28 protein-coding genes are annotated in these 26,571 nt (G+C 72.8%); 18 read left to right on the top strand and 10 right to left on the bottom strand.

Translation table 11 applies throughout. The features are described from left to right. Nucleotides 1-316: 316 nt before the first annotated feature. On the bottom strand, nucleotides 317-1,606 hold the full coding sequence (locus tag ACZ46W_RS31830) for an SWIM zinc finger family protein (RefSeq protein WP_468345092.1): 1,290 nt from the start codon (nucleotides 1,604-1,606) through the stop codon (nucleotides 317-319). Beyond that, the gene (locus tag ACZ46W_RS31825; protein ID WP_468345089.1) at nucleotides 1,603-4,632 is read right to left on the bottom strand and encodes a DEAD/DEAH box helicase; all 3,030 of its coding nucleotides are present in this window, start codon (nucleotides 4,630-4,632) and stop codon (nucleotides 1,603-1,605) included. Before ACZ46W_RS31825 ends, ACZ46W_RS31830 begins: the two co-directional genes overlap by 4 nt. Nucleotides 4,633-4,893: 261 nt before the next feature. On the opposite strand from ACZ46W_RS31825, the gene ACZ46W_RS31820 reads away from it, so the two are divergent. The 4 genes from ACZ46W_RS31820 to ACZ46W_RS31805 all read left to right on the top strand — a co-directional run bounded on the left by ACZ46W_RS31820 (nucleotide 4,894) and on the right by ACZ46W_RS31805 (nucleotide 7,230). Then, nucleotides 4,894-6,048 carry a fatty acid desaturase family protein gene (locus ACZ46W_RS31820; RefSeq protein ID WP_468345085.1) on the top strand — a complete coding sequence of 385 codons (1,155 nt, stop codon included), beginning with the start codon at nucleotides 4,894-4,896 and terminating at the stop codon, nucleotides 6,046-6,048. An 86-nt stretch (nucleotides 6,049-6,134) separates the two neighbouring features. Beyond that, nucleotides 6,135-6,317, top strand: a complete 183-nt coding sequence (locus tag ACZ46W_RS31815; protein ID WP_126885285.1) for a hypothetical protein — start codon at nucleotides 6,135-6,137, stop codon at nucleotides 6,315-6,317. 118 nt (nucleotides 6,318-6,435) lie between these two features. Beyond that, nucleotides 6,436-6,978, top strand: coding sequence for an MOSC domain-containing protein (locus tag ACZ46W_RS31810; RefSeq protein WP_468345082.1), 543 nt, complete (start codon nucleotides 6,436-6,438; stop codon nucleotides 6,976-6,978). Nucleotides 6,979-7,029: 51 nt separating this feature from the next. Continuing rightward, nucleotides 7,030-7,230 carry a hypothetical protein gene (locus ACZ46W_RS31805; RefSeq protein ID WP_468345079.1) on the top strand — a complete coding sequence of 67 codons (201 nt, stop codon included), beginning with the start codon at nucleotides 7,030-7,032 and terminating at the stop codon, nucleotides 7,228-7,230. 24 nt (nucleotides 7,231-7,254) lie between these two features. Here ACZ46W_RS31805 and ACZ46W_RS31800 read toward each other — a convergent pair whose 3' ends face one another. The 3 genes from ACZ46W_RS31800 to ACZ46W_RS31790 form a co-directional block, all read right to left on the bottom strand. Next, nucleotides 7,255-8,124: a hypothetical protein gene (locus ACZ46W_RS31800; protein ID WP_468345076.1), complete on the bottom strand. Its 870-nt coding sequence runs from the start codon at nucleotides 8,122-8,124 to the stop codon at nucleotides 7,255-7,257. An 88-nt stretch (nucleotides 8,125-8,212) separates the two neighbouring features. Continuing rightward, entirely contained in the window at nucleotides 8,213-8,545 is a 333-nt protein-coding gene (locus ACZ46W_RS31795; RefSeq protein WP_468345073.1) for a hypothetical protein, read from the bottom strand. A gap of 247 nt (nucleotides 8,546-8,792) precedes the next feature. Further along, nucleotides 8,793-9,392: a class I SAM-dependent methyltransferase gene (locus tag ACZ46W_RS31790; protein ID WP_468345070.1), complete on the bottom strand. Its 600-nt coding sequence runs from the start codon at nucleotides 9,390-9,392 to the stop codon at nucleotides 8,793-8,795. 161 nt (nucleotides 9,393-9,553) lie between these two features. Between ACZ46W_RS31790 and ACZ46W_RS31785 the strand changes: the two genes are divergently transcribed. The 4 genes from ACZ46W_RS31785 to ACZ46W_RS31770 all read left to right on the top strand — a co-directional run bounded on the left by ACZ46W_RS31785 (nucleotide 9,554) and on the right by ACZ46W_RS31770 (nucleotide 14,015). Next, entirely contained in the window at nucleotides 9,554-10,462 is a 909-nt protein-coding gene (locus ACZ46W_RS31785; RefSeq protein ID WP_468345067.1) for an MHYT domain-containing protein, read from the top strand. Between the two features lie 88 nt (nucleotides 10,463-10,550). Next, complete coding sequence (locus ACZ46W_RS31780) at nucleotides 10,551-13,139, top strand: sensor histidine kinase (protein WP_468345064.1); 2,589 nt, start codon at nucleotides 10,551-10,553, stop codon at nucleotides 13,137-13,139. Beyond that, a complete protein-coding gene (locus ACZ46W_RS31775) occupies nucleotides 13,136-13,573 on the top strand; it encodes a roadblock/LC7 domain-containing protein (RefSeq protein WP_468345061.1) in 438 nt (145 codons plus the stop codon). Before ACZ46W_RS31780 ends, ACZ46W_RS31775 begins: the two co-directional genes overlap by 4 nt. Nucleotides 13,574-13,586: 13 nt before the next feature. After that, the gene (locus tag ACZ46W_RS31770; RefSeq protein ID WP_468345058.1) at nucleotides 13,587-14,015 is read left to right on the top strand and encodes a DUF742 domain-containing protein; all 429 of its coding nucleotides are present in this window, start codon (nucleotides 13,587-13,589) and stop codon (nucleotides 14,013-14,015) included. Nucleotides 14,016-14,077: 62 nt separating this feature from the next. On the opposite strand, the gene ACZ46W_RS31765 is transcribed toward ACZ46W_RS31770, so the two are convergent. Beyond that, nucleotides 14,078-14,740 (bottom strand): dienelactone hydrolase family protein, encoded by a 663-nt coding sequence (locus tag ACZ46W_RS31765; protein ID WP_468345054.1) that lies wholly within the window; start codon nucleotides 14,738-14,740, stop codon nucleotides 14,078-14,080. A 250-nt stretch (nucleotides 14,741-14,990) separates the two neighbouring features. Here ACZ46W_RS31765 and ACZ46W_RS31760 point away from each other — a divergent pair, with 250 nt between their 5' ends. The 5 genes from ACZ46W_RS31760 (at nucleotide 14,991) to ACZ46W_RS31740 (ending at nucleotide 18,690) form a co-directional block, all read left to right on the top strand. Next, nucleotides 14,991-15,464, top strand: coding sequence for an AAA family ATPase (locus ACZ46W_RS31760; protein WP_468345051.1), 474 nt, complete (start codon nucleotides 14,991-14,993; stop codon nucleotides 15,462-15,464). A 220-nt stretch (nucleotides 15,465-15,684) separates the two neighbouring features. Then, nucleotides 15,685-16,305 carry a GTP-binding protein gene (locus ACZ46W_RS31755; RefSeq protein ID WP_468345048.1) on the top strand — a complete coding sequence of 207 codons (621 nt, stop codon included), beginning with the start codon at nucleotides 15,685-15,687 and terminating at the stop codon, nucleotides 16,303-16,305. A gap of 84 nt (nucleotides 16,306-16,389) precedes the next feature. Next, complete coding sequence (locus ACZ46W_RS31750) at nucleotides 16,390-17,031, top strand: NADPH-dependent F420 reductase (RefSeq protein ID WP_468345046.1); 642 nt, start codon at nucleotides 16,390-16,392, stop codon at nucleotides 17,029-17,031. A 118-nt stretch (nucleotides 17,032-17,149) separates the two neighbouring features. Continuing rightward, nucleotides 17,150-17,563 (top strand): roadblock/LC7 domain-containing protein, encoded by a 414-nt coding sequence (locus ACZ46W_RS31745; RefSeq protein ID WP_468345043.1) that lies wholly within the window; start codon nucleotides 17,150-17,152, stop codon nucleotides 17,561-17,563. Between the two features lie 233 nt (nucleotides 17,564-17,796). Further along, a complete protein-coding gene (locus ACZ46W_RS31740; RefSeq protein WP_468345040.1) occupies nucleotides 17,797-18,690 on the top strand; it encodes a DUF6397 family protein in 894 nt (297 codons plus the stop codon). Between the two features lie 22 nt (nucleotides 18,691-18,712). Here the strand turns inward: ACZ46W_RS31740 and ACZ46W_RS31735 are convergent, their stop codons facing one another. Further along, nucleotides 18,713-19,774 carry a phosphatidylinositol-specific phospholipase C domain-containing protein gene (locus tag ACZ46W_RS31735; RefSeq protein WP_468345273.1) on the bottom strand — a complete coding sequence of 354 codons (1,062 nt, stop codon included), beginning with the start codon at nucleotides 19,772-19,774 and terminating at the stop codon, nucleotides 18,713-18,715. A gap of 530 nt (nucleotides 19,775-20,304) precedes the next feature. On the opposite strand from ACZ46W_RS31735, the gene ACZ46W_RS31730 reads away from it, so the two are divergent. Then, a complete protein-coding gene (locus ACZ46W_RS31730; protein ID WP_468345037.1) occupies nucleotides 20,305-21,870 on the top strand; it encodes an ATP-dependent DNA ligase in 1,566 nt (521 codons plus the stop codon). Here the strand turns inward: ACZ46W_RS31730 and ACZ46W_RS31725 are convergent. Continuing rightward, nucleotides 21,849-22,367: a DUF6328 family protein gene (locus tag ACZ46W_RS31725; protein WP_468345034.1), complete on the bottom strand. Its 519-nt coding sequence runs from the start codon at nucleotides 22,365-22,367 to the stop codon at nucleotides 21,849-21,851. The two genes, ACZ46W_RS31730 and ACZ46W_RS31725, sit on opposite strands and share 22 nt — an antisense overlap. A gap of 320 nt (nucleotides 22,368-22,687) precedes the next feature. On the opposite strand from ACZ46W_RS31725, the gene ACZ46W_RS31720 reads away from it, so the two are divergent. The 3 genes from ACZ46W_RS31720 to ACZ46W_RS31710 all read left to right on the top strand — a co-directional run bounded on the left by ACZ46W_RS31720 (nucleotide 22,688) and on the right by ACZ46W_RS31710 (nucleotide 24,629). Beyond that, on the top strand, nucleotides 22,688-23,092 hold the full coding sequence (locus ACZ46W_RS31720; protein ID WP_468345032.1) for a hypothetical protein: 405 nt from the start codon (nucleotides 22,688-22,690) through the stop codon (nucleotides 23,090-23,092). Between the two features lie 88 nt (nucleotides 23,093-23,180). Next, nucleotides 23,181-23,864: a DUF6766 family protein gene (locus ACZ46W_RS31715; protein ID WP_468345029.1), complete on the top strand. Its 684-nt coding sequence runs from the start codon at nucleotides 23,181-23,183 to the stop codon at nucleotides 23,862-23,864. A gap of 90 nt (nucleotides 23,865-23,954) precedes the next feature. Further along, on the top strand, nucleotides 23,955-24,629 hold the full coding sequence (locus ACZ46W_RS31710; RefSeq protein ID WP_468345026.1) for an HAD family hydrolase: 675 nt from the start codon (nucleotides 23,955-23,957) through the stop codon (nucleotides 24,627-24,629). Nucleotides 24,630-24,996: 367 nt separating this feature from the next. On the opposite strand, the gene ACZ46W_RS31705 is transcribed toward ACZ46W_RS31710, so the two are convergent. After that, nucleotides 24,997-25,323, bottom strand: a complete 327-nt coding sequence (locus tag ACZ46W_RS31705) for a plasmid stabilization protein (RefSeq protein ID WP_366125761.1) — start codon at nucleotides 25,321-25,323, stop codon at nucleotides 24,997-24,999. A gap of 178 nt (nucleotides 25,324-25,501) precedes the next feature. On the opposite strand from ACZ46W_RS31705, the gene ACZ46W_RS31700 reads away from it, so the two are divergent. After that, nucleotides 25,502-25,897 (top strand): hypothetical protein, encoded by a 396-nt coding sequence (locus ACZ46W_RS31700; protein ID WP_468345023.1) that lies wholly within the window; start codon nucleotides 25,502-25,504, stop codon nucleotides 25,895-25,897. Nucleotides 25,898-25,902: 5 nt separating this feature from the next. Here the strand turns inward: ACZ46W_RS31700 and ACZ46W_RS31695 are convergent, their stop codons facing one another. After that, nucleotides 25,903-26,571, bottom strand: coding sequence for a cysteine hydrolase family protein (locus ACZ46W_RS31695; RefSeq protein ID WP_468345020.1), 669 nt, complete (start codon nucleotides 26,569-26,571; stop codon nucleotides 25,903-25,905).

Below are 26,571 nucleotides of genomic sequence, written 5' to 3'. Positions count from 1 at the left end.
GGCGGAGGGGCTTCAGGGGCTCTTGCGGTTTTCGGGGCCTGTGCGGCTGCAGGGCTTCGCGGCTTTTGGGCTGCTGCGGCTCCAAGCCTCTGCGGCTGGAGGGCTTTTGAGGTTCAGGCCTTCAGGGCCAGGGCCAGGGCCAAGGCCCGGAGCACCCGGCCGGTGCGGGGCCCGGCCGGGTGCTCAGGGCCGGCCGCGGCCGAGCGCCACGGCTCCCGGCGCACGGGCGGGCGCCACGGCACCCGTGCACGGGCCGGGGCGCCGTGGCGCCGTGACGTCGGGGCTGACGTCAGGCCAGGCGGACGTCGGCCTGATGTCAGGCGTCGCCCGTCGGCACGCCCGCCAGGGCGGCGGCCGGGTCGGGGTCGGGCGGGCCGGCCGGGGTCCAGCGGCCGGACTCCTTGCGGTACGGCCACCAACGCCCGTCGCCGTCCAGCCGTACCTGTACGCCGGCGCCGGCCACCGTCCAGCGGCCCGGGCGGTCCGCCCGCAGGGCCGGGCGCTCGGCGTCTTCCCATGCGGCGGCGAGCAGCGCCTTGGCCCGCGCCAGCAGCTCCGGTCCGGGCCTCCAGTCCTCCTCCAGTACGGCGAGCGCGTCCGCGCCGCCCAGCCGCCACGCGCGCGTGGCGACGTCCAGGTCGGCGCGCCGGCGGCCGGTTCCGGAGGCGAGCCGGTCCAGGGCCTCCGGCGCCCACGCCGCCGATGCGGCCAGCCGTACCGCGTCCTGCTCCGCCGTCAGCGGCGCCTCCACCGGCCGGTGCCCATGCCCGGCGGCGAGCGCGTCCACCAGCATGCGGTGGGCGCGCGCCGCCGCGTCCGCCGCCAGTCGCTCCAGCGCGGCCGGGTCGACGCCCGGGGCGGGCCGGGCCTCGGTGTCCAGCGACGGGGGCTCCCCGGGCGTCTCCGGCACCGGGGGCGGCGCGGGCAGCGGCGGAAGGATGTCCCGCGCGGCGAACGCCTCGTCCGCCCGTACCCCCTCGGGCCCGCCGGGGGCTGCGGCCTCCTCCTCGTCCTGGCCGGCCCGCACGGCCCGCGCCGCACTCCGTACCTGCAACTCGTCCAGCAGCCGCCGTTCCCCCCGGCCCCGCATCAGCAGCAGCACGAAGGGGTCCTGGTCCAGCAGCCGCGCCACCTGGTAGCAGAGGGCCGCCGTGTGCGGACAGTGGTCCCACGCGTCACACCCGCACTCGGGCTCCAGGTCACCGATCCCGGGCAGCAGCTCGACGCCCGCGGCCGCCGCGTCCTCCACCAGGTGCGGCGGCATGTCCCGGTCCAGAAGGGCCGCGATATGGCCGGCCCGGTCCACCGCCATGTCCAGGAAGCGGTCCCACTCCTCCTCGGTCAGCTCCTGCAACAGCACATCACTGCGCTGCGGGGTGCCGTCCCGGTCCTTCACGACCGCCGTGATCCGCCCCGGACGCACCGACACGGCACCCACCGCTCCGTCCCGCGCCTGCTTGCGGCCCTTCTTCAATTGCGCCCCGTCGAGCGCCGTGTCCTCCAGCGCCTTCAGCCACGCCCGGCCCCACCAGGTCCGCGCGAAACCCTGTCCACGCGCGGGAGGCAGCGCGGCGAACGTACGCTCCATGTCCTCGTCCCGACTCATCGCGCGCTCCCTCGCACTCCACGCAGCTCCACCAGTTCCGCCAGTTCGGCGTCGGTCAGTTCGGTCAGCCCGGTCAGGGCGTCGTCCCCGCCGGAGCCCAGCACGGAGTCCGCCAGCTCCTTCTTGCGCGCCAGCATGCCCGCGATCCGGTCCTCGATCGTCCCCTCCGCGATGAGCCTGTGCACCTGCACGGGCTGCGTCTGCCCGATGCGGTACGCCCGGTCCGTGGCCTGCGCCTCGACGGCCGGGTTCCACCAGCGGTCGTAGTGCACGACATGGCCCGCCCGGGTGAGGTTCAGCCCCGTACCCGCCGCCTTAAGCGACAGCAGGAAGACGGGGACTTCACCCGCCTGGAAACGGTTCACCATGGCCTCCCGCTCGGCGACCGGCGTGCCGCCGTGCAGGAACTGGGTACGCACGCCGCGCGTGGCCAGATGCCGCTCCAGCAGCCGCGCCATCTGCACGTACTGCGTGAACACCAGCACACTCGCCTCCTCGGCGAGGATGGTGTCGAGCAGCTCGTCCAGCAGTTCCAGTTTCCCGGAACGGCCGGCGATCCTGGGCCGCTCCTCCTTGAGGTACTGCGCCGGGTGGTTGCAGATCTGCTTGAGCGCCGTCAGCAGCTTCACGACGAGGCCCCGGCGCTCCATGCCGTCCACCTCCGCGATCGCCGCCATGGTCTCGCGTACGACCGCCTCGTACAGGCCCGCCTGTTCGGCGGTGAGCGACACCGCCCGGTCGGTCTCCGTCTTCGGCGGCAGCTCCGGGGCGATCCCGGGGTCGGTCTTGCGGCGGCGCAGGAGGAACGGCCGTACCAGCGCCGCCAGTCGCCGCGCAGCCGCCGGATCGGCGCCGCCCTCGACGGCCTCCGCGTACCGGCTGCGGAAGGTCCCCAGGCGGCCCAGCAGCCCGGGTGTGGTCCAGTCGAGGATCGCCCACAGCTCGGAGAGGTTGTTCTCCACGGGGGTACCGGTCAGTGCCACCCGCGCCTTGGCGCCGATGCTGCGCAGCTCCTTCGCGGTCGCCGAGTACGGGTTCTTGACGTGCTGCGCCTCGTCGGCGACCACCATGCCCCAGTCCACGCGCGCGAGCCGGGCCGCGTCCAGCCGCATCGTGCCGTACGTGGTGAGGACGAACTCGCCGTCCTCCAGGCCCTCCAGGTCCCGCCCGGAGCCGTGGAAGCGCCGCACCGGCGTGCCGGGCGCGAACTTCTCGACCTCCCGCTGCCAGTTGCCCATCAGGGACGTCGGACAGACGACCAGGGTGGGGCCCGCGGCGGACGCGTCGGTCTGCCGGTGCAGATGCAGCGAGATGAGCGTGATGGTCTTGCCCAGGCCCATGTCGTCGGCCAAACAGGCCCCGAGACCGAGCGAGGTCATCCGGTGCAGCCAGTTCAGGCCGCGCAACTGGTAGTCGCGCAGGGTGGCGGCGAGGGCCGCGGGCTGCCCGATCTCCGGCTCGCCCGTACCCGGGCGGGCTCCCTCGGGGGCGGCCAGCCGGTCGCGCAGCGCCTGGAGCCAGCCGGACGGCTGCACGTCCACCTGCCGGCCGTCCACCTCGGTGGTCCCGGTCAGTACGGCGCCGAGGGCGTCGATCGGGGTGACCTTGCGGTCCTGGTGCTCCCGCGCGCGCCGGGCCTCTTCCGGGTCGATCAGCACCCACTGGTCGCGCAGCCGCACCACCGGCCGCCCCGCCTCGGCGAGCCGGTCCAGCTCGGCGCGGGACAGCTCCTGGCCGCCCAGCGCGAAACGCCAGTCGAAGGCAAGCAACGCGTCGGCGGACAGAAACGACGGCAGGCCCGACTGCCCCTTACCATACGGCCCTTGGCTGTCCTGGTCCTCTCCGAGCCGGCCTTCTCCGTGCCTGGCTTCTCCGTGCCGGTCTTCTCCGAGCCGGTCTTCTCCGTACCGGATCTCGTCCGGCGGTCCGATCACCGCACGCGCTGTCAGCGAGCGCGCCAACTGCCGTGGCCAGTGCACCTGTACGCCGGTGGCGGCCAGCGCCCGGGCCGCCTCGCCCAGCAGCTCGGTGACCTCCTCGTCGGCCAGGTCGACGGCGTCCGGGACGGACGCGGACAGCAGCGGGGCGAGCGGCGGCCACGCGCGGGCGGCGCGGCGCAGCGCGAGCAGTGCGTCCATCCGGGCCCGCGGCCCGAACCCGTCCCCGGCCGTGCCGGCCCACACGTCGGCGGCCTCGGCGACGAGCGCGGGGTCGCTGACGCTGTGCATCTGGAGCACGGCGCGGAAGGCGGGACCCCGCTCCGTGTCCAGTCCTGGCACCTCGATGCGCAACGACAGCCGTACGCCCGCGTCGTGGCCCGCCGCGACGTCCGCCGCCCAGGCCCGCTGCTCGGGCACGCGCTGCGGCTCGTCGGCCGCGAACGCCGGACCGCCCGAGGCGAGCGGCGCCGCGGGCGTGCGCGGCAGCGTGTCGGCCACCGCGTCAAGAAAGGACCGCAGCAGCCGCTCCGGTTCGGGCAGCAGGACCATGCCGTCCGGCGCCGTGCCCACGGGAACCGCGTGAGCGCTCGGCGGCATGGAGGCGGCGAGAGTACGCACCCGCTCCAGGTCCTCCACCGTGAGCGGACCGACGCGCCAGGCGTCGTGATCGGTCGCGCTCAGCCCCGGCAACAGCAGTCCACGCGAGATCAGTTGAAGGGCGAGCAGGGTGGCGCCGCGCCAGAACGCCGTCGCGGGCGAGGCGTCCGCCGCACACCCTGCCCGGGTGAGTATCGGCAACGCCTCCCGCACGGGCAGCAGCAGCGCGCGTACGGCGGCCGGGCGTGCGTCCGGGCCGACGACGGTCAACTCCTCCACGGACCCGTGGTGGTGGCCGTGGGGATGGTCGTGGTGGTGGCCGTGGTCCTGATCGTGGGGGCCGCCTGACGGCGGTTCACCGCCGCCGGGGAGCCAGAACGCGACGCGTCCGGTGCGGGGTGGATCGGCGGGCAGGAAGACGGTGGAGCAGCGGGAGAGTGGGGAAACGTCGGGGGTCTCGTGGAGCGTTGTTCCGGAAGGCCTGTGCACAGCGCTGACGCATTCCTCAAATTTGACTAGCGGGGAGTCGAAGCGCCGAGGGTACCCGAAGACCCTGCCCAACGGCGGTGAGTGTGTCGTGATATAGCCCACTTCCCGTTCAGGGTGCGGCCAGCACCACCCCAGTACCCTGGGGAAGTCCCCACCCTGTTTTCGGGTGGTGGTGCCATGGCTCTGGGCTATCGCTCATCCGTACGTTCATCAGGTCGGCGCACGTCTTGCGCACAGGACCTCACCAGACCCGGAGAAGCCATGCCTCAGGCCACCTCTGCCCTCACCATCCCAGCGCAAGCTCCCGCTCCCGCCCCTGCACCCGCTTCCGCATCTGCTCCCGCATCCGCCGCCTCCTCCTCCTCACCCGAGGTGCCCGCCGGCACGGGAGGGGGGAAGCGTCCCTCACGCAGCGAATTCGCCCCCCTCCTCCGCACGATCAAGGACCAGGGGCTGCTGGAGCGGCGCACCGGCTGGTACGCGCTCGGGATCGGCGTGAACCTGCTCGCCCTGACGGCGGTCGTCGTCGGCCTCGTGCTGTTCGGCCACTCCTGGTGGTCCCTGCTGCTGGCCGTCCCCCTGGCCGTGCTGTCCGCGCGGGCCGCCTTCTTCGGTCACGACGCCGGGCACTCGCAGATCAGCGCCGACAGGGACAGGAACCGCCTCATCCAGTTGCTGCACGCCAACCTGCTGCTCGGTATGAGCCAGGAGTGGTGGAACGACAAGCACAACAGGCACCACGCGAACCCGAACCACGAGGAGAAGGACCCGGATGTCGCCCCGGACGTCCTCGTCTTCAACCAGCACCAGGCGGTGGGACGCACCGGCTTCAAGGGCTGGCTGGCCCGCCACCAGGCCTGGCTGTTCTTCCCGCTGACGACGCTCGAAGGGCTCGCCCTGAAGCTGTACGGCTTCCAGGCGCTGTTCTCGAAGGACGGCCCTCGCCAGACCGGGCGTGAGCGCGTGATCGAGGGCGGCCTGCTGTTCGCACACGTCGCCGGTTATGTGACGCTCCTGCTGACCACCATGTCCGTGGGCCAGGCCGTCGTCTTCGCGCTGATCCACCAGATGCTGCTCGGCGTGCACCTGGGCATGGCCTTCGCCCCCAATCACAAGGGCATGGAAGTGCCCGACACGGACGGCGAGCCCTGGGGCCACCTGCGCCGGCAGGTGCTCACGTCCCGCAACATCCGCGGTGGCGCCGTCACCGACTGGTTCCTGGGCGGCCTGAACTACCAGGTCGAACACCACCTCTTCCCCAGCATGCCCCGCCCCCACCTGCGGCTCGCGCAGCCCGCGGTGCGTGCCCACTGCCGCTCGCTGGGCATTCCGTACACGGAGACCGGGTTCATCGACTCGTACCGCCAGGCCCTGGGGCACCTGCACGAGGTGGGCACGCCGCTGCGTACCGCCTGAGCCGCGGGCCCTGGAACCGGCGCGCCCGATCACGCGTTGACAGAACAGGAAGCGGCCGTGGCCGGCCGTGAAGGAGGCATCACAACATGTCGACAAGGACGAAGATCGTCATCGGGGGAGTGGCCGTGGGTCTGCTCCTCTGGCCGCTGATCGGCTTCTGGATGTCCCTGCTGGTGCTGATCGGCGTACCCGCCGTCGCCTACCTGGCGCTGGATCCGGGCCAGCGGCGCCGGCTGCGCCGCGTGAGCCGCAAGGAGCTCGGCCGCTGACCGGCCACCTCCGCTGACCAGCCGCGTCTGCTGGCGGCCGGTGTTCCCGGCGGCCGGTGCGCAGGGCATGATGGCGAGCGACGAGAAGATCATCTGAACGAAAAGGGGGGTCCGCACGATGGGCGGTACGGTCACGGCGGTCAGCAGCAACGGGGAGTACGCCTTCACCAAGCCCAACCGGCCGGGCATCACCCTGCTGGCCGGACTCGGTGTGGAGGGCGACGTCCACGCGGGCGTCACGGTCAAGCACCGGTCCCGTATGGCGCAGGACCCGACGCAGCCCAACCTCCGGCAGGTGCACCTCATCCACGAGGAGCTGTTCGAGGAGGTGGCCCAGGAGGGGTTCACCGTCCGGCCCGGTGAACTGGGGGAGAACATCACCACCCGCGGCGTGGACCTGCTGGGCCTCCCCACCGGCACGCTGCTGCACATAGGCGCGGAGGCGATCGTCGAGGTCACCGGTCTGCGCAATCCCTGTGTCCAGATCGACGCGTTCCAGGACGGGCTCCTCAAGCAGGTCGTCGGCCGCGACGAGACCGGTGCCATCATCCACAAGGCCGGGATCATGGGCATCGTGAGGACGGGTGGACCGGTACGGCCGGGCGACGCGGTCAAGATCGAGCTCCCGGAGGGCCCGCACCGCCCGCTCGAACGGGTCTGAGCAGCGGGTCCGTGGGTACCCGCCCGGCCGGAAACGCCGGAGGGAGACACCATGGACGACAAGCGGCTCGAAGGCGCGGGAGAAGAGGGACCCGGCGTACCGAGGGACCTGCCCGACGAACAGGCGGGCAGCGGGACCGACCACTGGGACCCCGACCTCTCCGAAGCGGCGGACGCCGACGTCCAGGAGCGGACCCCCGCCGAGGACACCCCCGAGGACGGCGAGGGCGGCGCCGAGGAACCCACCGCCTGAGCGGACCGTGACCGGGTCTGCTCGTCAGGCCGGACGTACCGCCATGGCGTCGAGGGCGGCCAGCAGGGCGGGCAGGTTCGGGCCACGGCCGATCGGCAGGACCTCGCGGGGCATCTCGTCCAGCAGGACGAAGGCCATGTCGTCCGTCCTGGCCACCACCGACCAGCCGGGCCCGTCCGCGCGCAGCGTCCGTGCCCCGCCAGGGGCGAAACCGGACCGGACCCGGCCGGGCGGGGGCGGCTGCTCCAGGTAACCGCGCAGCTCCGCCAGAACACGCCGCAGCGGGCCATGCTCGTCGCCGGACTGCTCGTCGGACCGCTCGCCGGCTGCGTCCCGGCGCTCCGGCGTGGCGCCACCGTCCTCCCGCCGCGCGTCCGCCGGCTTGGCGAAGTCGTCCTCACCGAGTTGCTCACGCCAGACGGTCCACTGGAGGGCCACCGCGTCGGCGCCCATCCGGCGCTGTGCGGGCCCCCACTGCTCCGGGTCCGGCGGCGTGAGCGGCCGGCGTTCGTCGGGTGCCGTCTCGGGGTCGTGTGGCAGCGGCACGTGCGGCGCGGCGACCGCGAGGGCGAGCGGCCAGCCCGGCAGGGCGACGACGACGCTCCGCTCGTCCGGGGACAGGTCGTACTCCATGCCGCAGTCCCAGGAGGCGATCGCCACCGCGACCAGCGACACGTCGTCGACGACCACGGTCCATCGGGCCCCTTCGCCGTCCTGGCCGAGCACCAGCCCGTACCCCTCGGCGTACGGTTCCAGCCCGAGTGCCGCACACGCCTCGGGATAGTCGTCGCCGAGCAGGCTCGGGAACTGCGCGGGCGTCAGCAGTACGGCGGTCAGCACGTACAGTGCGTCGTCCTCGGCCTCGCCCACGCCAACGGGTTCCGTCCCGGCCATGGCCCCTCCCTCCCAACGTTCGTCGGCGCACCTTAACCAGCGAGTAACCCCGACGTCGAGGGTCCGGCGGGCCGAACACAGGACACGGTCAGGCCACCGGGAGGCCGAGGAGGCTACGGGCGACGGTCTGCGGGGACTCGTTGCGCTCCCGTGCGAGGGCGATGATCGCCCGGCAGGCCAGTTCGCTCACCCCGAACGACAGGGCTTCGGGTGACACCCACCCCTCCGCCTCGTCGATGCGCTCCTGGTCATCGTCCGCGCACGCGGCCACATAGGCCGCGGCGGCCTCGAAGATGTTGTGCTGACGGCCGCCGGACTTCCCCGCCCCGGAGGCCCGGTCCTCCCGCGCCGGCGCCGTGCCGCCGACGGACCTGAAGGAAGACCTCAAGAAGCTGAAGAACGTGCGGAGTCTGCTGAACACCGGGCCCACCTTCCCCCTGCGCGGCGGCGCTCACCGCCGGTCTTCCGACTCTGGACCTCCAACGTAGAGTCGGACCCGCGACCGCAGAAGGGGAGCGGGCCGACGAGGCCCGAACCTCGACCGGTGCCCGGACCGGGACCTGGGCCGGGACCGGGACCTGGGCCTGGACCGGGACCTGGACCGGGACCTGGGCCTGGACCGGGCGTGGGGCCTGGGCCGGACCCGAGCGGCGGCCGCGCCCGGCCTGTCAGTCCTGACGTACGGCGAGGGCGAGGAAACGGTCGTCCTCGTCCCTGTACGACACCATCCGCCAGCCCGCCCCCGCCAGCAGTGGCCGCAGATTGGGCTCGGCGCGCAGGTCGTCGGCGGCGAGCCGGCGCCCGTGCCGGGCGGCGAGCGCCGCGCGGCCGACCGCGTGGAAGAGCGCCAGCCGGCCACCCGGCCGTACGACGCGGGCCAGCTCCCGCAGGTCCTCGGCCGGCCGGGGCAGGTGCGAGACGAGCCCCGCCCCGAACACGGCGTCCAGCGCTCCGTCACGCAGCGGAAGCCGCCCCACGTCGGCGAGCAGCAGCGCCCCGCTGCCGTCCCGCCCGGCCCGTACCGCGGCCGCCAGCATGGCGGGCGTCAGGTCGGCGCCGATGACCGTGCCGCCGGGCCCCACCGCCTCGCGCAGGGCCGCCAGCGCGCGACCGGTCCCGCAGCCCGCGTCGAGCACGGCGTCGCCGGGACGCAGCCCCATCTCCGCTACGGCGGCGGCGTACGCCGGACCGTCGTCGGGGAACCGCGCGTCCCAGTCCGCCGCGCGGGCCGCGAAGAACTCCTGCACCTGTGTCTGGTCGTCGGCCATACGGACATGATCTCTCACCCTGCCGCCGGACGTTCGGCGCACACGTTCGAGCGCGGCATGAGCGTGCCACGACCCTTCAGAAACCTCTCTCTGTCATATTCCGTCAGCTTTCGAAATGCGCCCCTCGTGTGCGCCCCCCGCCGGTCTAGCGTCCCTGAGCCATGGGACACCTGGACCACGCCACCTTCGGCTGGCTGACCCCCGCACTGTCGTACGCGATGGCCTGCGTCGGCGCCGCCCTCGGGCTGCGCTGCACCGTACGAGCGCTCGAAGCGACCGGACCCTCCCGCCGCAACTGGCTGCTCACCGCCGCATCCGCCATCGGCACCGGCATCTGGACCATGCACTTCGTCGCCATGCTGGGCTTCGGCGTGACCGGCACCGACATCCGCTACGACGTGCCGCTGACCCTCTTCAGCCTGCTCGTCGCCATGCTGGTCGTCGGCGGCGGCGTGTTCGCCGTCGGATACGGCCGCGACCGCCTCCGGGCGCTGCTGCTCGGCGGGCTCACCACCGGTCTCGGCGTGGCCAGCATGCACTACCTGGGCATGGCCGCCCTGCGCCTGGACGGGACGGTGCGCTACGACCCGCTCCTCGTCGTGCTCTCCGTCGTCATCGCGGTGGTGGCCGCCACCGCTGCCCTGTGGGCGGCACTGAACATCACGTCGGCCCTCGCGGTCACCATCGCGTCCCTCGTCATGGGCGCCGCGGTCAGCAGCATGCACTACACCGGCATGCTCGCCGTCCGGGTCGACGTCGTCCCGTCGTCGGGCGAGCTGCCCGGGGCCACGGCGATGCAGTTCATCTTCCCCCTCGCCGTCGGCCTCGGGTCGTACCTCTTCCTCACCGCCGCGTTCGTCGCGCTCTCCCCGACGGCCCGCGAACGCGCCGAGTACGCGTCGGCCGAACGTCCCGGCGACGGGCCCGGCGATGGGCCCCGCGACCGGCCCGGCCACCGGCCCGGCGACGCGCTCGCCGAACGTCCCAGCGAACGAGCCGCCAGCCCCGTCGGCCACCTGATCGGCCACCCCGTCGGCGACCGGTCCGGCCGGCCGACACCGGCCCCCTGAGCACCCCTCTGGCGCCCACAGGAGGACGGGAGGACGTGCGGGACCACGCCGCCGCCACCCACCAGACCGCATCCGGAACGAGGAGGCCATGCCCACCCCCCGAACACCCCACGGCCCAGGGGCCCGCCCGGGACGGCGCGCGCACGCCGGCCCACCCGCCACGGCGCCGGCCGCACACGCACCCCGCCGCGAACGGCGACGGCCGCGCCCACGCCTGCGGCCCAGAACCGTGCGCGCCAGGATCATCTCGCTGCTGATGGTGCCCGTCGTGTCCCTCCTCGCCCTGTGGGGCTTCGCCACCGTCACCACCGCACAGGACGTCGCCCGGCTTCGCGAACTGCACCGCGTGGACGAACGGATACGCGAACCGGTGGCCGCCGCCGTCACATCCCTCCAGGCCGAACGCCGCGCTGCCGTACGCCGGATCGCCGCGCCCCGTAGCCAGGCCGCCGCGACCGCCGCCGAGCTCCAGCAGCAGGCGCGGCGTACGGACGCCGCCGTCGCGAAGCTCCGCCTGGACGACCGGCACACCGTCGCGGAGGGAAGCGACCTGCCGGCGGAGGTCTCCACCCGAATGAAGCGGTTCACCGACCAGGTCCAACGGCTGACCGACGTCCGCGCGGCAGCCCTCGACCGCAAGGCGGGATGGGACACCGTCTACGAGCGGTACACCACCGCCATCACGGCGGGCTTCGACGTGAGCGGTGCCCTCGCCGGCATCCAGGACGCCCGCGAGGGCATCCACGCGCGCGTGCTCCTCGAACTGTCCCGCGCCGGCGAGATGCTCGCCCGTGAGGACGCCCTGCTGTCCTCCGCCCGCCTCGCCGAGGACTTCACCGCCCAGCGGCTGCGGCGGTTCACCGGCACCGTCGAAGCCCGCCGCACCTTGCTCCTGTCCGCCACCACCGACCTGCCGGCACCCCAACGGGACGCCTGGCAGCGCCTCTCCCAGCAGAGCGCGTACCGTCACATCACGGCAGCCGAGGACAGGATCACCGCCGCCCCGGCAGGGCGCCGAGCGGCCACCGCCGTACCCGCCGCCACCTGGGACCGGGACCACACCGCCGTACGCGACGCACTGGCCGCCCTGGAGGCCGACGCCCGCCATGGCGCCGCCGACCGCGCCGACCCCCTCGCCGGCGGCATCCTGACCCCCGCCGGCGCGGCCGTCGTCCTCGGCCTCGCCGCGGTCGCCGCATCCCTCGTCATCTCCGTCCGCATCGGCCGCGCCCTCGTCGTCGAACTCGTCACCCTCCGCAACACCGCCCTGGAGATCGCCCGCCGCAAACTCCCGCACGCCATGCGGCGACTACGGGCCGGCGAAGAGCTCGACATCCACGCCGAGGCCCCGCCGGGACAACCCGCCCACGACGAGATCGGCCAGGTCGGCGAGGCACTCGGCACCGTGCACCGAGCGGCCCTCGCCGCCGCCGTCGAACGCGCCGAACTCAGCCGCGGCATCTCCGGAGTCTTCGTCAACCTCGCCCGCCGCAGCCAGGTCCTGGTCCACCGGCAGTTGAACCTCCTGGACAGCATGGAACGCCGCGTGGACGACCCGGCCGAACTCGGCGACCTCTTCCGGCTCGACCACCTGACCACCCGGATGCGCAGACACGCCGAGAGCCTCATCATCCTCTCGGGCGCGGCCCCCGGCCGTGCCTGGCGGACACCTGTGCCACTGACGAACGTCGTCAGGGCGGCGGTTTCCGAAATCGAGGACTACGCGCGCGTGGAGGTACGGCACCTGCCCGAGACGGCGGTCATCGGCGCCGCCGTCGCCGACCTCACCCACCTCCTCGCCGAACTCGTCGAGAACGCCACTCAGTTCTCCCCACCGCACACCAAGGTTCGCGTCACCGGCGAACCGGTCGGCAACGGCTATGCCCTGGAGATCGAGGACCGCGGCCTGGGCATGGGCAACGAAGCCCTGGACCAGGCCAACCGTCGCATCACCCACTCCGAGGCACTCGACCTCTTCGACAGCGACCGCCTCGGCCTGTTCGTCGTCAGCAGGCTCTCCGCACGCCACGACATCAAGGTCCACCTGCGCACCTCCCCGTACGGAGGCACCACAGCCGTCGTCCTGCTGCCCACCGCGCTGCTCCAATGCGCCCTTCCCGGCGGCCGCACCCAGGCCCCGACCCCACCCGCCACCGGCCCCACACCCCCGGCCGACCACGGCAGAGCCCCGCACGACCCCACCCACGACCCCACCCACGCCCCCGCCCGCACGGCGCACCCCGAACCCCCCAAGCGCCTCCACGACCTCCGCCACCCCCACAACCCCCAGCACACCCCGCATCCCGAGCATCCCGAGCATCCCCAGCATCCCGAGGCACCCCCATCCGCCGCCGTCACCACACTGCGCCCGCCGCCCCCCACCAGCGCGCCCCATCCTCCGGCCGGTGCCCCGGGCGACGACCACGGCGGCCTTCCCCGGCGCGTACGCCAGGCCAACCTCGTCCCCCAACTGCGCGAGGCGCCCCCCGCCCACCTGGGCACCGACGCGGGCAGCGGCCCCGGCGCCACCGCGCACGACCCCGCCGGACGCACCCCCGAACAGGTCAGAGCCCGTATGACGGCCTACCGCGACGGCTGGACCCGCGGTGTCGCCGTGCCCGGCACCACCCCCGCCCCGCGCACCCGCACCCGCCCCCGCGAAGGAGACGAAGGATGATCGAGTACGACAGGACCGCCCCCCGCCACCCGTCCGGCGAACTGGATTGGCTCCTGGACGACCTCGCCTCCCGCGTTCAGGAGGTACGCCACGCCCTCGTCCTCTCCAACGACGGCCTCGCCGTGGGCGCCTCCAGTGGGCTCACCCGCGAGGACGCCGAGCACCTAGCCGCCGTCGCATCCGGTTTCCACAGCCTCGCCAAGGGCGCGGGACGTCACTTCCACGCGGGCGGCGTGCGCCAGACGATGGTCGAGATGGACGAGGTGTTCCTGTTCGTGGTCGCCGCCGGGGACGGCTCGTGTCTGGCCGTACTGAGTGCCGCGAGTGCCGACATCGGCCTGATCGCGTACGAGATGGCCCGCCTCGTCAAGCGCGTCGGTGAACACCTGGTCACCCCGCCGCGCGCCGCCACCACCCCGCCGTCCGCCGGCTGACCGGAGGCGCGCCATGACCCAGGACAGCGGCAGCGGGCCGCGCACGCCGGGCGGCCAGGTGCCCGGAAGCCACTGGTACGACGCCGACGCCGGGCCCCTCGTGCGCCCCTACGCGATGACCGGGGGCCGCACCAAACCCGGTCCGAGCAACGTGCGGTTCGACCTCATCGCCCTCGTCGTCGTCGACGACACCCCGCCCGCCACCGCCGAGGAGTCCCTCCTCGGCCCCGAACACCGGGCCCTGCTCTCCCTGTGCCGCTCCGAGACGCAGTCCGTGGCGGAACTGGCCGCCGACGCCGATCTGCCCGTCGGGGTCGTGCGCGTGCTCCTGGGAGACCTCCTCGAAGCCGGTCACGTACGGGTCAGCCGGCCCGTGCCGCCCGCGCAACTGCCCGACGAACAGATCCTGCGCGAGGTGATCGACGGGCTCAGGGCCCTCTAGGGGCAGGCATGCGTCGCGTGGGCGGGCCCGGGCCGTGGGCTACCCGCCGCCGCCCTCCGGACTCATGCGCCGCTCTCCTGGCCCATGCGGAGGAACCAGTCCCGTGCGGCGTCCGCGGCCTGCTCCAGGGTCCCGGGCTCCTCGAAGAGGTGGGTGGCCCCCGGGATCACGCGGATCGTGCACAGGGCCGTGAGCTGCCGTGCCGCCTCTTCGTTCAGCCGCAGCACCTCGTGGTCATCGCCGCCGACCACCAGCAGCACCGGCGCCCGTACGCGGGTGAGCGCGGCGCCCGCGAGATCCGGCCGTCCGCCGCGCGACACCACGGCACGCACCCGCTCCGGTCTCTCGGCGGCCGCCACCAGCGCAGCCGCCGCGCCCGTACTGGCACCGAACAGCCCCACGGGCAGTCCGCCGGTGTCCGGCCGGTCGTGCAGCCAGTCCACCGCCGCCGTCATGCGCCGCCCCAGCAGCGGCACGTCGAACCGCAGCTCGGCGGTGACCATGTCCACGCGTTCCTCGTCCTTGGTGAGGAGGTCCATGAGCAGGGTGCCCAGCCCCGCCTCCTGGAGGACCTCCGCCACGGCACGGTTACGCGGGCTGTGCCGCGAGCTGCCGCTGCCGTGGGCGAACGCCACGACCCCGCGGGAGTCGCGGGGCAGCACCAGGTCTCCGGCGAGCGTCACCTCGCCGACACCGACGGAGACCGCCTCCGATGCCGAGTCCATGCGTGCCATCTCCCGTGCTCATCCGGCGCCACCCCGCCGGCCCGGAAGCCACGCGTGCGTGGCCCCATACGGCCACGCCATCGGGTACCCATGACCTTGGGACGGATACCCGGGACCGGATGCCAGGGACCGGCGCCCCGGGACCGGACGCCTGGGACCGGACGCTTGGGACCCGACGCCCGGACCAGGGGCACCCGGACCAGGGGCGCCCCGGTGCCCACGATCTGTGGAGAAGGGAGGCCCGGAGCGGATGCCGCCGGACACGACAGCGCTGGAGATCGCCGTACTGGTGGGATTGCAAGCCGCCGGGAAGTCGACCTTCTACGAGCAGCACCTCGCCGGCAGCCACCTGCTGGTGAGCAAGGACCTCTTCCCGCGTTCCGCCCGCAACAAGCAGCAGCGGCAGATGCGCCTGGTGGAGGCGGGGCTCTCCGCCGGACGGTCGGTCGCGGTCGACAACACCAACCCGTCGCCGGAGGAGTGGGGCCCTCTGGTGGCCGCCGGCCGGTCCCATGGCGCGGCCGTGACCGCGTACTGGTTCCCTCCCGACCTCCAGGCCTCTCTGCGGCGCAACGCCGCTCGGGCGGGACGGGAACGCGTTCCGGACATCGGCGTCCACGCCACCCGCAAGCGGCTGCGTAGACCGTCGCCCTCGGACGGCTTCGACACCGTGGTGGAAGTGCGGTTCGACGGCCGTGGCGGATTCGAGGTCCGACCGTCCTAGGGCGAGCCAATTCGCGTACGCATGTGGACATCCCATGGGTCGAGAACAGTCACATCGCTCAAAAAAGCGAACGTCCGCCCCGGGCTCCAAACCTGGTGGCCATACTGCTGACCGCGCCCAGAACGCTTGTACTGCCCTCTCCGAGCCTCCCAAGGCCCCTGCCCCTGCCCTCCCGCTACTCGTTCTGCCGACCCGAGCCCACTCCTGAGAGGAGTGATCGATGGCCTCCGAGCGGTCCGACACCGCAGACACCGCCGACACCGCCGACCTCGCCCTGAAGATCCTGGTCGCCGGTGGCTTCGGCGTCGGCAAGACGACCCTGGTGGGCGCGGTCAGCGAAATCAGGCCCCTTCGCACCGAGGAAGAGCTCAGTGAGGCCGGGCAACTGGTCGACGACACCGGGGGAGTGGACCGGAAGACCACCACCACCGTCGCCATGGACTTCGGCCGTATCACCATCCGTTCGGGGCTGTCGCTGTATCTCTTCGGCACGCCGGGGCAGGACCGGTTCTGGTTCCTGTGGGACGAACTGTCCCAAGGGGCCCTGGGCGCCGTCGTCCTCGCCGACACACGACGCCTGGAGGCCTGCTTCCCGGCGGTCGACTACTTCGAGCACCGGCACATCCCGTTCGTCGTCGCGGTGAACTGCTTCCCCGGAGCGCGGGCCTACGGTGCGCACGAGGTGTCGCGCGCACTCGACCTCGACCGGGGCACCCCCGTCGTACTGTGCGACGCGCGCGACCGGGACTCCGGCAAGGAAGTCCTGATACGCCTCGTCGAGTACGCGGGCCGCGTACACACCGCCCGGCTGCTCGACTCGGTCACCCAGTCGGTCACCTAGGTACGGAGACCTACGGCGCCGGGCCCAACGCGAGTACCGCCGTGGCCCGATCCGCAGCCACGCGCCCGCACGTAGCGTGGCGGCATGCGTATAGGAATTCTTGGCACCGGAAATGTCGCTCGCGCCCTGGCCAAGGGCTGGTCCACAGCGGGCCACGACGTCGTACTGGGCTCACGAGAGCCCGGGAACCGCAAGAACCTGGACGTGGGCACCGCGGCCATCGTGAGCGTGACGGAGGCGGCCGAGCACGCCGACGTACTCGTCAACGCGACCCCCGGCACGGTCTCCCTCGACGTGCTGGCCAACATCGGCGCCCCCGCCCTTGCCGGGAAGACCCTGATCGACGTGGGTGTGGGCATGACCGGCGAGATGGAGCTCGCCCACCCCAACTCCAGCCTGGGAGAGGAGATCCAGGCGGCCTTCCCCCGCACGCCGGTCGTGAAGACGCTCTGCACCATGGACAGTACGGTGATGATCGCTCCATCGACTCTGCGCGGGCCGAGCACCGTCTTCCTCTCCGGCGACGACGCGACGGCCAAGGCCACCACCGGACGGCTGCTCGCCGACCTCGGCTGGCCGGAGTCCTCCCAGCTCGATCTGGGAGGCATCACCACAGCACGCGGACAGGAGCACTTCGCGCTGATGTTCGTCGCCATCGCCCTCGGCACCGGATCGCACGGTTTCAACATCCAGGTCGTGCCGCCCGGTTCCGCCGACTCCCAGTGATGCCGTTCCCCGCTGCCCCCGTTGCCCCCGGCGCTCCCGGCCGGAGTGCTTGCCCTGCCCACGTCAGTACGCAAGGCTTACGGGGCAGCGGGGACGCGCGAAACGGGGAGGATCGGACATGGCTCTGGACAAGGAACTCGACTGGCTCCTGGACGACCTGACGAAGCGGGTCGAGTACATACGGCACGCGCTGGTGCTGTCCAACGACGGCCTGGTCACCGGCGCGAGCACCGGGCTGGCACGGGAGGACGCGGAGCACCTCGCCGCCGTCTCTTCAGGGCTGCACAGCCTTGCCCGTGGATCCGGGCGGCACTTCGGAGTGGGCAAGGCGCGCCAGACGATGGTGGAATTCGACGACGCGATGCTCTTCGTCACCGCGGCGGGTGAGGGAAGCTGCCTGTGCGTACTCAGCGCGGCCGAGGCCGACGTCGGCCAGGTCGCCTACGAGATGACCCTCCTCGTGAACCGGGTCGGTGAGCACCTCGCCGTCGCCGCCCGGCAGCCCGGCGGCGCGCCGCTCACCGACCGCTGAACCGACCGCTGAACCGGCCCGGCCGCCGGTCGGCCGTCGGCCAGCCGCGCCGCCGGTGGGTCGCTGAACCGGCCGCCGACCGACCTCTGGGCGGGCGCCGAGCGACCGCTGACCAGCGGCTGACCGGCCGGTTCACCGGTCCCGGCGGAAGTTATCCACAGGCCGGACGCGAGCGGGCCGTGCCGCGCTACCTTCGTGACGCAAAGTAATCGAGCCTCACGGGGGAAGCCGCCATGACGGTCAACGACGCAGCCACAGCACACACCGTTGCCTACGGGCGCGCCGCGCAGCAACTGGAACTGAAGAGGAAGGAGTTCGACCTCGCCGTCCAACTGGGCCACGTACGAACCGTGCCCGGCGCCCACGGCGGGCGGCGCCGGGTCGCCGAGGAGGAGATCGAGCGGCTGCGCGCCGCGCCGGACTTCCCGACCGGCCTGCGTGAGCGCGTCCGCACGGTCGGGACCACGGGCGCCGCCGAACTGGCCTCGATCACCGGCGACCGCTTCACCAAGCTAGCCAGGACCGGGCACTTCACCCCGGTGGCGTTCTACCTCAACCGCTACCGGGCGGTCGTCTGGCTCTATGTGGCGGGCGAGGTCCAGGAGTTCGCCGACCGCCATCCCGAACTGCTCACAGGCAGACTGCCGGCCGCGGTGCGCGCCAAGCTCGACGCCGGGGAGGACGCCCGCCCCCGGAACTGGCGCTCACGGCGTCTCGGCCTCCTGCTGCGCCAGGCAGACGACCCCTGGACGGCCGCGGCGGCCATCGCGTCCCTCCTCACCCCGGTGCAGGTGGCCGAGGTGGTCGACGATCCGCACGAGCGGGCACACCTCGACCGCCTGCGTCCCGAACCTCCCTACGCGCGACCGGAGTCCCTCGCCGCCCGGGACCTCATGGACCGGCTCCTGCTGGCGGACGACCCGGACGAGATCCTCTGGCACCGGATGAGCCTGTCGCTCGCCCTGGACGAGGCCCGGGCGCTCCGGCCCGCGCCACGCCCGGACAGCACCGGCCACCGCCCGCCGCCCCCGCAGCGCCGCCCCGGCCGCAGCGGGCTGCTCACCCGTCTCCGGCTCGGCCGGCGGCGCCGGACGGCGGCAGTCGGCCAGGGCCGCGCACCCGCGTGACACCGTCCTCAGCGTTGCGTGATCACCCTCGGGGCAGCACGGTCGACAGCACAGCGGGCAGCGGGTACCAGTCGGCCGACACGATGCTGGCGTGCCGCCCGGCGAGCAGCGCGACCCGCTCCCGAGCCTGTGCCTCGGTCGGGTTGGTGCCGTCGATGGCGGGTGCCACCTTGTGCGCGTCCGTCATCACCACCAGGTAGTGGCGGCTGTCGTACCAGGCGGTGTCGATGGAGCCGCCCGCGTAGGCGGAGGCATCACCGTCGAAGACGACGAACCAGGGGCGTATGCCGACGTCGGCGTACCGCGTACGCGGGTCGCCCGCGGCGGCATGGTGTACCGCCGGAAACGCGGCCGCCTCCCGCAGCCGGCCCGCTGCCGCCAAGGCCCGCAGGTGCGTGGCGTACTCACGGTCGGTCCACAGGGTGTCCATCGGGTTGTCCTCCTCGACGGTGCCCGGGATGAGTTCGACCACGAACTTCCCCGCCATCGCCGAGCGCGCGGGCCAGCCATTCGCCCGCACGGCGGTGTCGAGATCCGGGTGCCCTCCCGCCAGGTCGGCCGGCCGGAACAGCGCGTCACCCAGCCGGGCGGACAACAGCGCGTCCAACGCGGCGGGGCCCCGGCCCTGCTTGGCCTGGAAACCGTCCTTCAACTCGATCTTCAACAGGATGGGCCGGTGCCCCGGGTGGGCGTCGTGCCAGGCCCGGATGTCCGCGAGACACCCGCCGAGGTCCTGGTTCCGGGGCTTGGTGCGCAACTCACCCGCGTGCGTGGCGTTCTCACAGTTGTTGTCGTTACCGAGGGGGTTGCTGTGCGAAACACGCCACGATCTGCCGAAGGCGTTCGTCCACACGTCTATCTCCAGCATGCCGGCACCCGAGTCCAACGCGTCCGCGAAGTACGGGTACTTGGCCTTCTCGTACGCGTTGTGGACACCGACCCCGGTGGAGTCCGAGTAGGCCGACCCCGGATCGGAGACCGCCGAACTGCCGGACAGCGCCTCACCCGGGGCGACCCCGAGAGACAGCGCTCCGGCCAACACCGCGGCCGTGGCCGTCATTGCGGTACGCGACAACGTCATCATCTGCCCCTGCTTCATCTCGATGCTCGTCAAGCCGAGCGAAGCGTAGGGGAGTTGAGCGAATGAAGGGAGGCCGCCACGCGGCCGTTCCGCCAACCCGGCATGCGGCCGTGTCGTCTTGGAGCTCCTGAGTGGGGGGCGGGGTGGGGTGGGGGAGGTGGGGGAGGGGGAGGGGGAGGCCCCCCGCCCCCTCCCGGGCCGGGCCCGGCCCGAGTGTGCTCGTAGACCTGGCCGGGGAGCAGCAGTCCGCCCCGCCCCCGAGTGGCGAGCCCTCCCGGGCGGCCGCCCTACCAGGCCGCCCAGCGCCGCCGCCCGCCCCACCTCTTCCTCGCCCGACAGCCCACCCCACCCGCCTTTCACCCCCACCCGCCTTTCACCCCCACCCGCCTTTCACCCCCAAGCCGCTCCTCATCCCCGCCCGCCCCTCACCCCACGCCCCCAACCCGCCCCGCAAACGTGCCCCGCCCACCGCATTGCCGTGTCGTGTGGGGCGTCCGGGTGCGGTGGGGACCGGGGGCGGGGAGGATGGCGGCATGTTGTTGGCCCGACTCGCGGAGGTTTCGGGACAGGTCGCCGCCACCTCCGGGCGCTCCGCCAAGATCGCCGCGCTGGCGGAGCTGTTCTCGGCGGCCTCGCCCGAGGAGGCGCCGCTGGTCATCGCGTATCTCGCGGGACGGCTCCCGCAGGGGCGGATCGGGGTGGGCTGGAGCACCCTGAAGGAGCCCGTGCCGCCGGCCGCCGAGGCCACGCTGACCGTCATGGACACGGATGCCGCCCTTACCGAGCTGGCTGGGGTGGCTGGTCCCGGGGCGCAGGGGGAGCGGCAGCGGCTGGTGCGGGAGCTGATGGGCGCCGCGACCGGCGCCGAGCAGCGGTTCCTCGTGCGGCTCCTGACGGGGGAGGTCCGGCAGGGGGCACTGGACGCCATCGCCCTCGAAGGCGTCGCCCAGGCGGCAGCGGCACCCGCCGCCGACGTACGGCGGGCGGTCATGCTCGAGGGCTCGCTGCCCCGCGTCGCCCAGGCGCTGCTCGCTGAGGGGCCGGCCGCCCTGGAGCGGTTCCAGCTCCGGGTCGGCAGCCCGGTGCATCCGATGCTGGCCCACACCGCCAAGAGCGTCGTCGAGGCCATCGCCGCCCTCGGCCCGTGCGTCGTCGAGGAGAAGCTCGACGGCATCCGGGTCCAGGTGCACCGCGCCGGCGACGACGTCCGCCTCTACACACGGTCCCTGGACGACATCACCGACCGGCTGCCGGAGATCTCGGCGGCCGCGCGCGAACTGCCGGGGGACCGGTTCGTCCTGGACGGTGAGGTGATCGCACTGGACGCCGCCGGCCGGCCCGTACCGTTCCAGGACATCGCGTCCCGCGTCGGCTCCCGTGTCGACGTGGCGACCGCCGCCGCCACCCTGCCCGTGTCACCCGTCTTCTTCGACGTCCTGGCCGCCGACGGCACCGTGCTCGTCGACCTGCCCGGCCACGAGCGGCACGCGGCACTGGCCCGACTCGTACCCGAGCCCATGCGGGTGCGGCGTACCGTCGTCGAGGACCCCGGCGACCCGGCGCAGACGGACGCGGCCGAGACGTTCTTCGCCGACACCCTCGCGCGCGGCCACGAAGGCGTCATGGTCAAGGCGCTCGACGCGCCCTACAGCGCCGGCCGCCGTGGGCGCTCGTGGCTGAAGGTCAAACCCGTACACACCCTTGACCTCGTCGTCCTCGCCGCCGAATGGGGCCATGGCCGCCGCACGGGCCTGCTCTCCAACCTCCACCTCGGAGCCCGCGCCGCCGACGGCACGCACGTCATGCTCGGCAAGACGTTCAAGGGCCTGACCGACGCCATGCTGCGGTGGCAGACCGAGCGGCTCCAGGAGCTGGCGGTCGAGGACGACGGCTTCACCGTACGGGTGCGCCCCGAGCTGGTCGTCGAGATCGCGTACGACGGACTGCAACGCTCCCCGCGCTACCCGGCCGGAGTGGCCTTGCGCTTCGCCCGGGTGGTGCGCCACCGCCCCGATAAACCGGCAGCCGAGGCCGACACCATCGAGACCGTCCTCGGCGGCCTCGCGGGCAGCGGCCCTCAGTCGTCCAGAGTGGTGTAGCGGATCCGGGCCCACAGCGGCAGCACGAACCAGCACAGCACGTACCAGGCCACCACTCCGGTGACCAGCCACGGTACGAACTCGTCATGGGTCGCCACCCGCAGCACCAGGAACAGCGCCGAGATCAGCGTCGCCAGCAGCAGCACCAGCCCGGCGAACGTCAGCCGTGACGCCCAGACGACGGCCTGCGGCTTGATGCGCCGTCCCGACACGATGCGGTGGAACGACACCGGACCGATCAGCGCCCCGGTCGCGGAGGCGCCCAGTGCCACCGTGGTGATGTAGATGGTCTTGTCGGCGCTCGACAGCTCCGCGAACGTCGGCGCGAAGACCACGGTGAGGAGGAAACCGAAGAGGATCTGCACGCCCGTCTGGGCGACGCGGATCTCCTGGATCAGCTCGGCCCACCTCCGGTCCGCGCGCTCGTCGGGGGTCTCGTTCCGCCCTCCGGTCTCGCCCCGTCCCGACCCCGGCTGCCCCTGTCCTTGTGCCCCCACTGTCCCGCCGCCTGTCCGGCCGGCACCCCCTGGCGTCTCCCGCTGCTGGCCCCGCTGATCCTGTTCCGGCATACGCTCAGGCATCCGATCCTCCCAGGGTCCGTCCCGCACTGGTCTTCTAACCCGGGACGAGCGGATCAAGCCCGCACGCGCCGTACGCCCCGGCCGCGGACCCCGTGCGCGTACGGCACCCGAAGGAACTCCCCGGGTGTCGAGAGGCCGGAGCGTGACCGGACGCGGACACTGCGCCCATGCTCGTACGACACCTCCGGGACGCCTCTGGGACACCGGGTGCCGAGTGCCGAAAGGAGCCGCGCCACATGCGTGCCACCCCCTTCGTCGTGCTCCTGGTGCCGGCCGCGCTGACGCTCGTCGGCTGCGGGGTCCCGCCGGAGGAGACCCGGGCCGTCTCCCAGGTCGCCGCCGCCTTCACGGCCCGCGAGCAGGCCTCGGACACGGCCGCCGCCTGCGAGTTCCTCGCCCCCGAAACCCGCGAGGAACTCGCCCACGACCCCGGCCCGACCTGCGCGGCAGGACTCGCCGAAGCGGACCTCCCGAACCCCGGCGACGTCCGCACCACCGAGGTGTACGGCCGCCAGGCACGCGTCGAACTCGACCAGGACACCTACTTCCTCACCTCCTTCGCGGACGGCTGGAAGGTCAACGCGGCCGGCTGCACCCCGCGCCACCGAAAGCCCTACCGCTGCCTCGTGAAGGGGGGCTGATTCCCCGCATGCGGACGATGTTCACGCTCTATCTCCTCGTCGTGATCTGTGGCCTCGTCGCGTTCAGCGTGGTGGGGATGATGCACCGGTGAACCGCGTGACCGGATTCCTCCGGGACAACGGCATCTCCATCGCCTTCGGGGCCGCCTTCCTCGCCGCCCTCTTCGGACAGGCACTGGCCGGACAGGCCGAGTACAACAACGACCTCCGCACCGTCGGCGCCCGGGCCCTGAGCTTCGGCGACTACCTGCAGACCTCTCACTTCGCCGTCAACGTCACGGAGAACTGGCAGTCCGAGTACCTTCAGTTCTTCCTGTTCCTGTTCGCCACCGTCTGGCTGGTCCAGCGCGGGTCCCCGGAGTCCAAGGAGCTCCACAAGGTGGGCGTGGAGTCGGAGAAGGACCAGCGCATGGGCGAGCACGCCGGCCCGGACTCGCCTCGCTGGGCATCCGTCGGAGGCGTGCGGCAGGCCCTGTACTCCCGGTCCCTGGGAGTGGTGATGTTCCTGGCCTTCGTGGGCTCCTGGTACGCCCAGTCGGTCGCCGGCGCGGCCGCGTACGGAGAACAGCGGCTGCGCGAGCTCCAGGACCCGGTCCCGTGGTCCGACTACCTCCTCACGGCCGACTTCTGGAGCCGTACGCTCCAGAACTGGCAGTCCGAGCTGCTCGCGGTCGGCTCCATGGCGATCTTCGCCGTCTTCCTGCGCCAGCGCGGCTCACCGGAGTCGAAACCGGTGGGTGCCGCCCACTCCTCAACAGGTGTCGAAGGCTGAAGCCAAGGTAGAGGGTGAGAGTGAGGGGGAGGGAAGGGGGAGGGGGAGAGACATGAGGCGGCTGCCGGAGCGGGCGCGAAAGGAGACGGCATGACACGCGCGGCGGTGTTCGATGTCGACGGCACTCTCGCCGACACCAATCACCTGCATGTGACCACCTGGTGGGAGGCGTTCCGGCAGGCCGGGCACAACGTGCCCATGCACGCCGTTCACCGGGCCGTCGGGCTTAGCTCCCACGACCTGATCGCGCACCTGCTCGGCCCGGAACGGGACACGGAACAGGACGACGCCATCAGCGCCGCCCACAAAACCCTCTACGGGACCTACTTCGACCGGCTGCCCGCCTTCCGGGACGCCGGTCGGCTGCTGAGGACCCTCACGGCGGACGGCTGGACGGTCGTCCTCGCCACCTCCGCCGGGGGCGCCGAACTGTCCGCGCTGCGCCGCGCCATCGACGCGGACGATGCCATCAGCGCCACCGCGAGCGCCGACGACGTCGAGAAGGGCAAGCCGGCGCCCGAGCCGGTACGGCACGCGCTGGAGCTGGCGGGGGCGGAGGCCGGGCGTTCCGTGTTCGTGGGGGACACGGTGTGGGACATGAAGGCCGGCGCCCGCGCGGGCGTCACCTGTGTGGGCCTGCTGTGCGGCGGCATCCCACGGGCGGACCTCATGGAGGCCGGGGCCGCCGTCGTCCACGACGACCCCGCCGACCTGCTCGCGCACCTGGACCGCAGCCCGCTGGCCGCAGCCCATGGGACCGGCTGACGCGTACCGTCTGGCACCGCACCGCCCGGCGCCGTCGGCTGAGCACCGCCCCGCCCGGCCGCTGTCGGCTGACGCGTACCGCCCGCCGCCGCACCGCCTTCCGCCGCAACCAGCTCGCGGCACGCCGACCGACGGCACCGACCGCCGACGGCACCGACCCGACACCGCCCCGGCCGCCGACACCGCAGCGGCCGACGCCCCAGCCGCCGACGCCCCACCGGCGGCACCTCGGCCGCCGACACCCAACCGCCGACGCCCGACCGCCGCCGCCCCGGCCGCCCACGCCCCGCCGACGCGCCCACGCCCCGCCGGCGGGCCCTCGGCCGACCGGACCGCGCCCAGGCCCGCTCGCTCGCGTGCCGTCGCGTTACTTGCCGAGTTCCCGCTGGAGCTGGGACTTGTTCATGGACGACCGGCCCTGGATGCCCTTGCGCTTGGCCTCCTCGTAGAGCTGGTCGTACGTGGGGCCCTTGGTCCCGCTGCTGCCGGACCGCTGCCCGCCCCGCTTGGAGGACGACATGTCCTGCTTGGAGGTCTTGCTGGCGGTCTTCGACTCCCCGGAGCGTGCCCGCTCCTTGTTCACCGTGCGGGCGGCGATCTCCTCGGCCCGCTTCTCGCTCGCGCCGCGCTTCTTGGAGCTTTCCTTGATGTGCTCGTACTGCCGTTCACGCTTCGGGCTGGATCCTGCGGGCATTCGTTCCTCCTGACGTCCCCCCTTGCGGACCCCCCTGCTTCTCCTCACCCTCGTACCAGGCACCCACCTCCGCAAACGCGCCGGAGGCGATCCTGATTGGCGGGCCCGGGACGAGGTATTCGTGCCTGTACGGCTAGTGGACGGGATTCAAGGAACCGGACCCAAGGAGTGGAGCGACGTGGAGAGCAACCGAACCAGGAACCACCCCGCGGACTGCGATGTGACCGTGCAGCTCAGCGACTGCGGCCGCCAGGACGCCCAGGCCGTCTTCGACACGCTCGACCGCGTCTTCGAGAGCTGCGACGTACCCGCGCCGGGGCCGGAACAGGCCCACGACCACGAGCCCAACGTGTGGATGGCCACGTTCGACAGTTCCGCCCGTACGGGCGAGCTGCCCGGACCGCCGGACCTCAGCACGCCGGTCACCGCGCTGCTGACGGGCGACCACCACGCCGTGGCGGAGGTGGAGAAGGCCCTCGGCGGACTGTTCGAGGTGCGGTCGTCGGCGTCCGTGTCGGGCGAGCACGAGAAGGAGGCGCGCCTGCTGCTCGCATCGCGCTACGTCACCCATTGACGTCGTCAGCCGTCGTGGAACGTGGAACCGAAGTCGATCTCCTTCGCCTCCACCGTCCGGGCGCCCATGTTGCGCCGCATCATCTCCAGGGCCGCGCGGGCCAGCGGCTCGTGGATGTGGGCCACGGCGTCCGTCGGCACCGTCACCTCGATGTGCCGGATGTGCGCGTCGAGCGCCGAGTACAGCACGCACTGCTCGGTGACCTGGCCGCACAGCACGAGGTGGCCGACGTCGAGCTGGCTGAGGAGGTACGCCAGCGGCGTCTCGTAGAAGATCGAATGCCGTGCCTTCACCACGAAGAGGGAGGAGTCGTCCGGGCGGAGCGGCTCCACCAGCTCGGCGTGCGGTCCCGCAAGGGCCGTTTCGAGGATCTCGCCGTGGTGGGACCGCCATTCGCCGAAGTTGTCGTTGACGTAGATCACGGGTACGTCGTGCTGCCTAGCTCGCGTCAGCAGGTCCACCAGGACGGGCAGCGTCCGTCGTACGGAGGGCAGGAGGAGCTCCGCGTCCCGGTGGTCGTACGTGTTGATCATGTCGATGACGACGAGCGCGGTGCCGGACGCAGCCGGCCCGGACGTACCCGGCCCGGACGTACCCGGCCCGGACGTACCCGGCCCGGACGTACCCGCCCGGGTGGCACGCGCCCCGGACGCACCCGCCCCGGACGTATTCAT

The sequence above is a fragment of the Streptomyces sp. NPDC031064 genome, from assembly GCF_055570965.1.
Note: the sequence above shows the minus strand (reverse complement) of the source record. Positions and strands in the feature narration are given on the sequence as shown.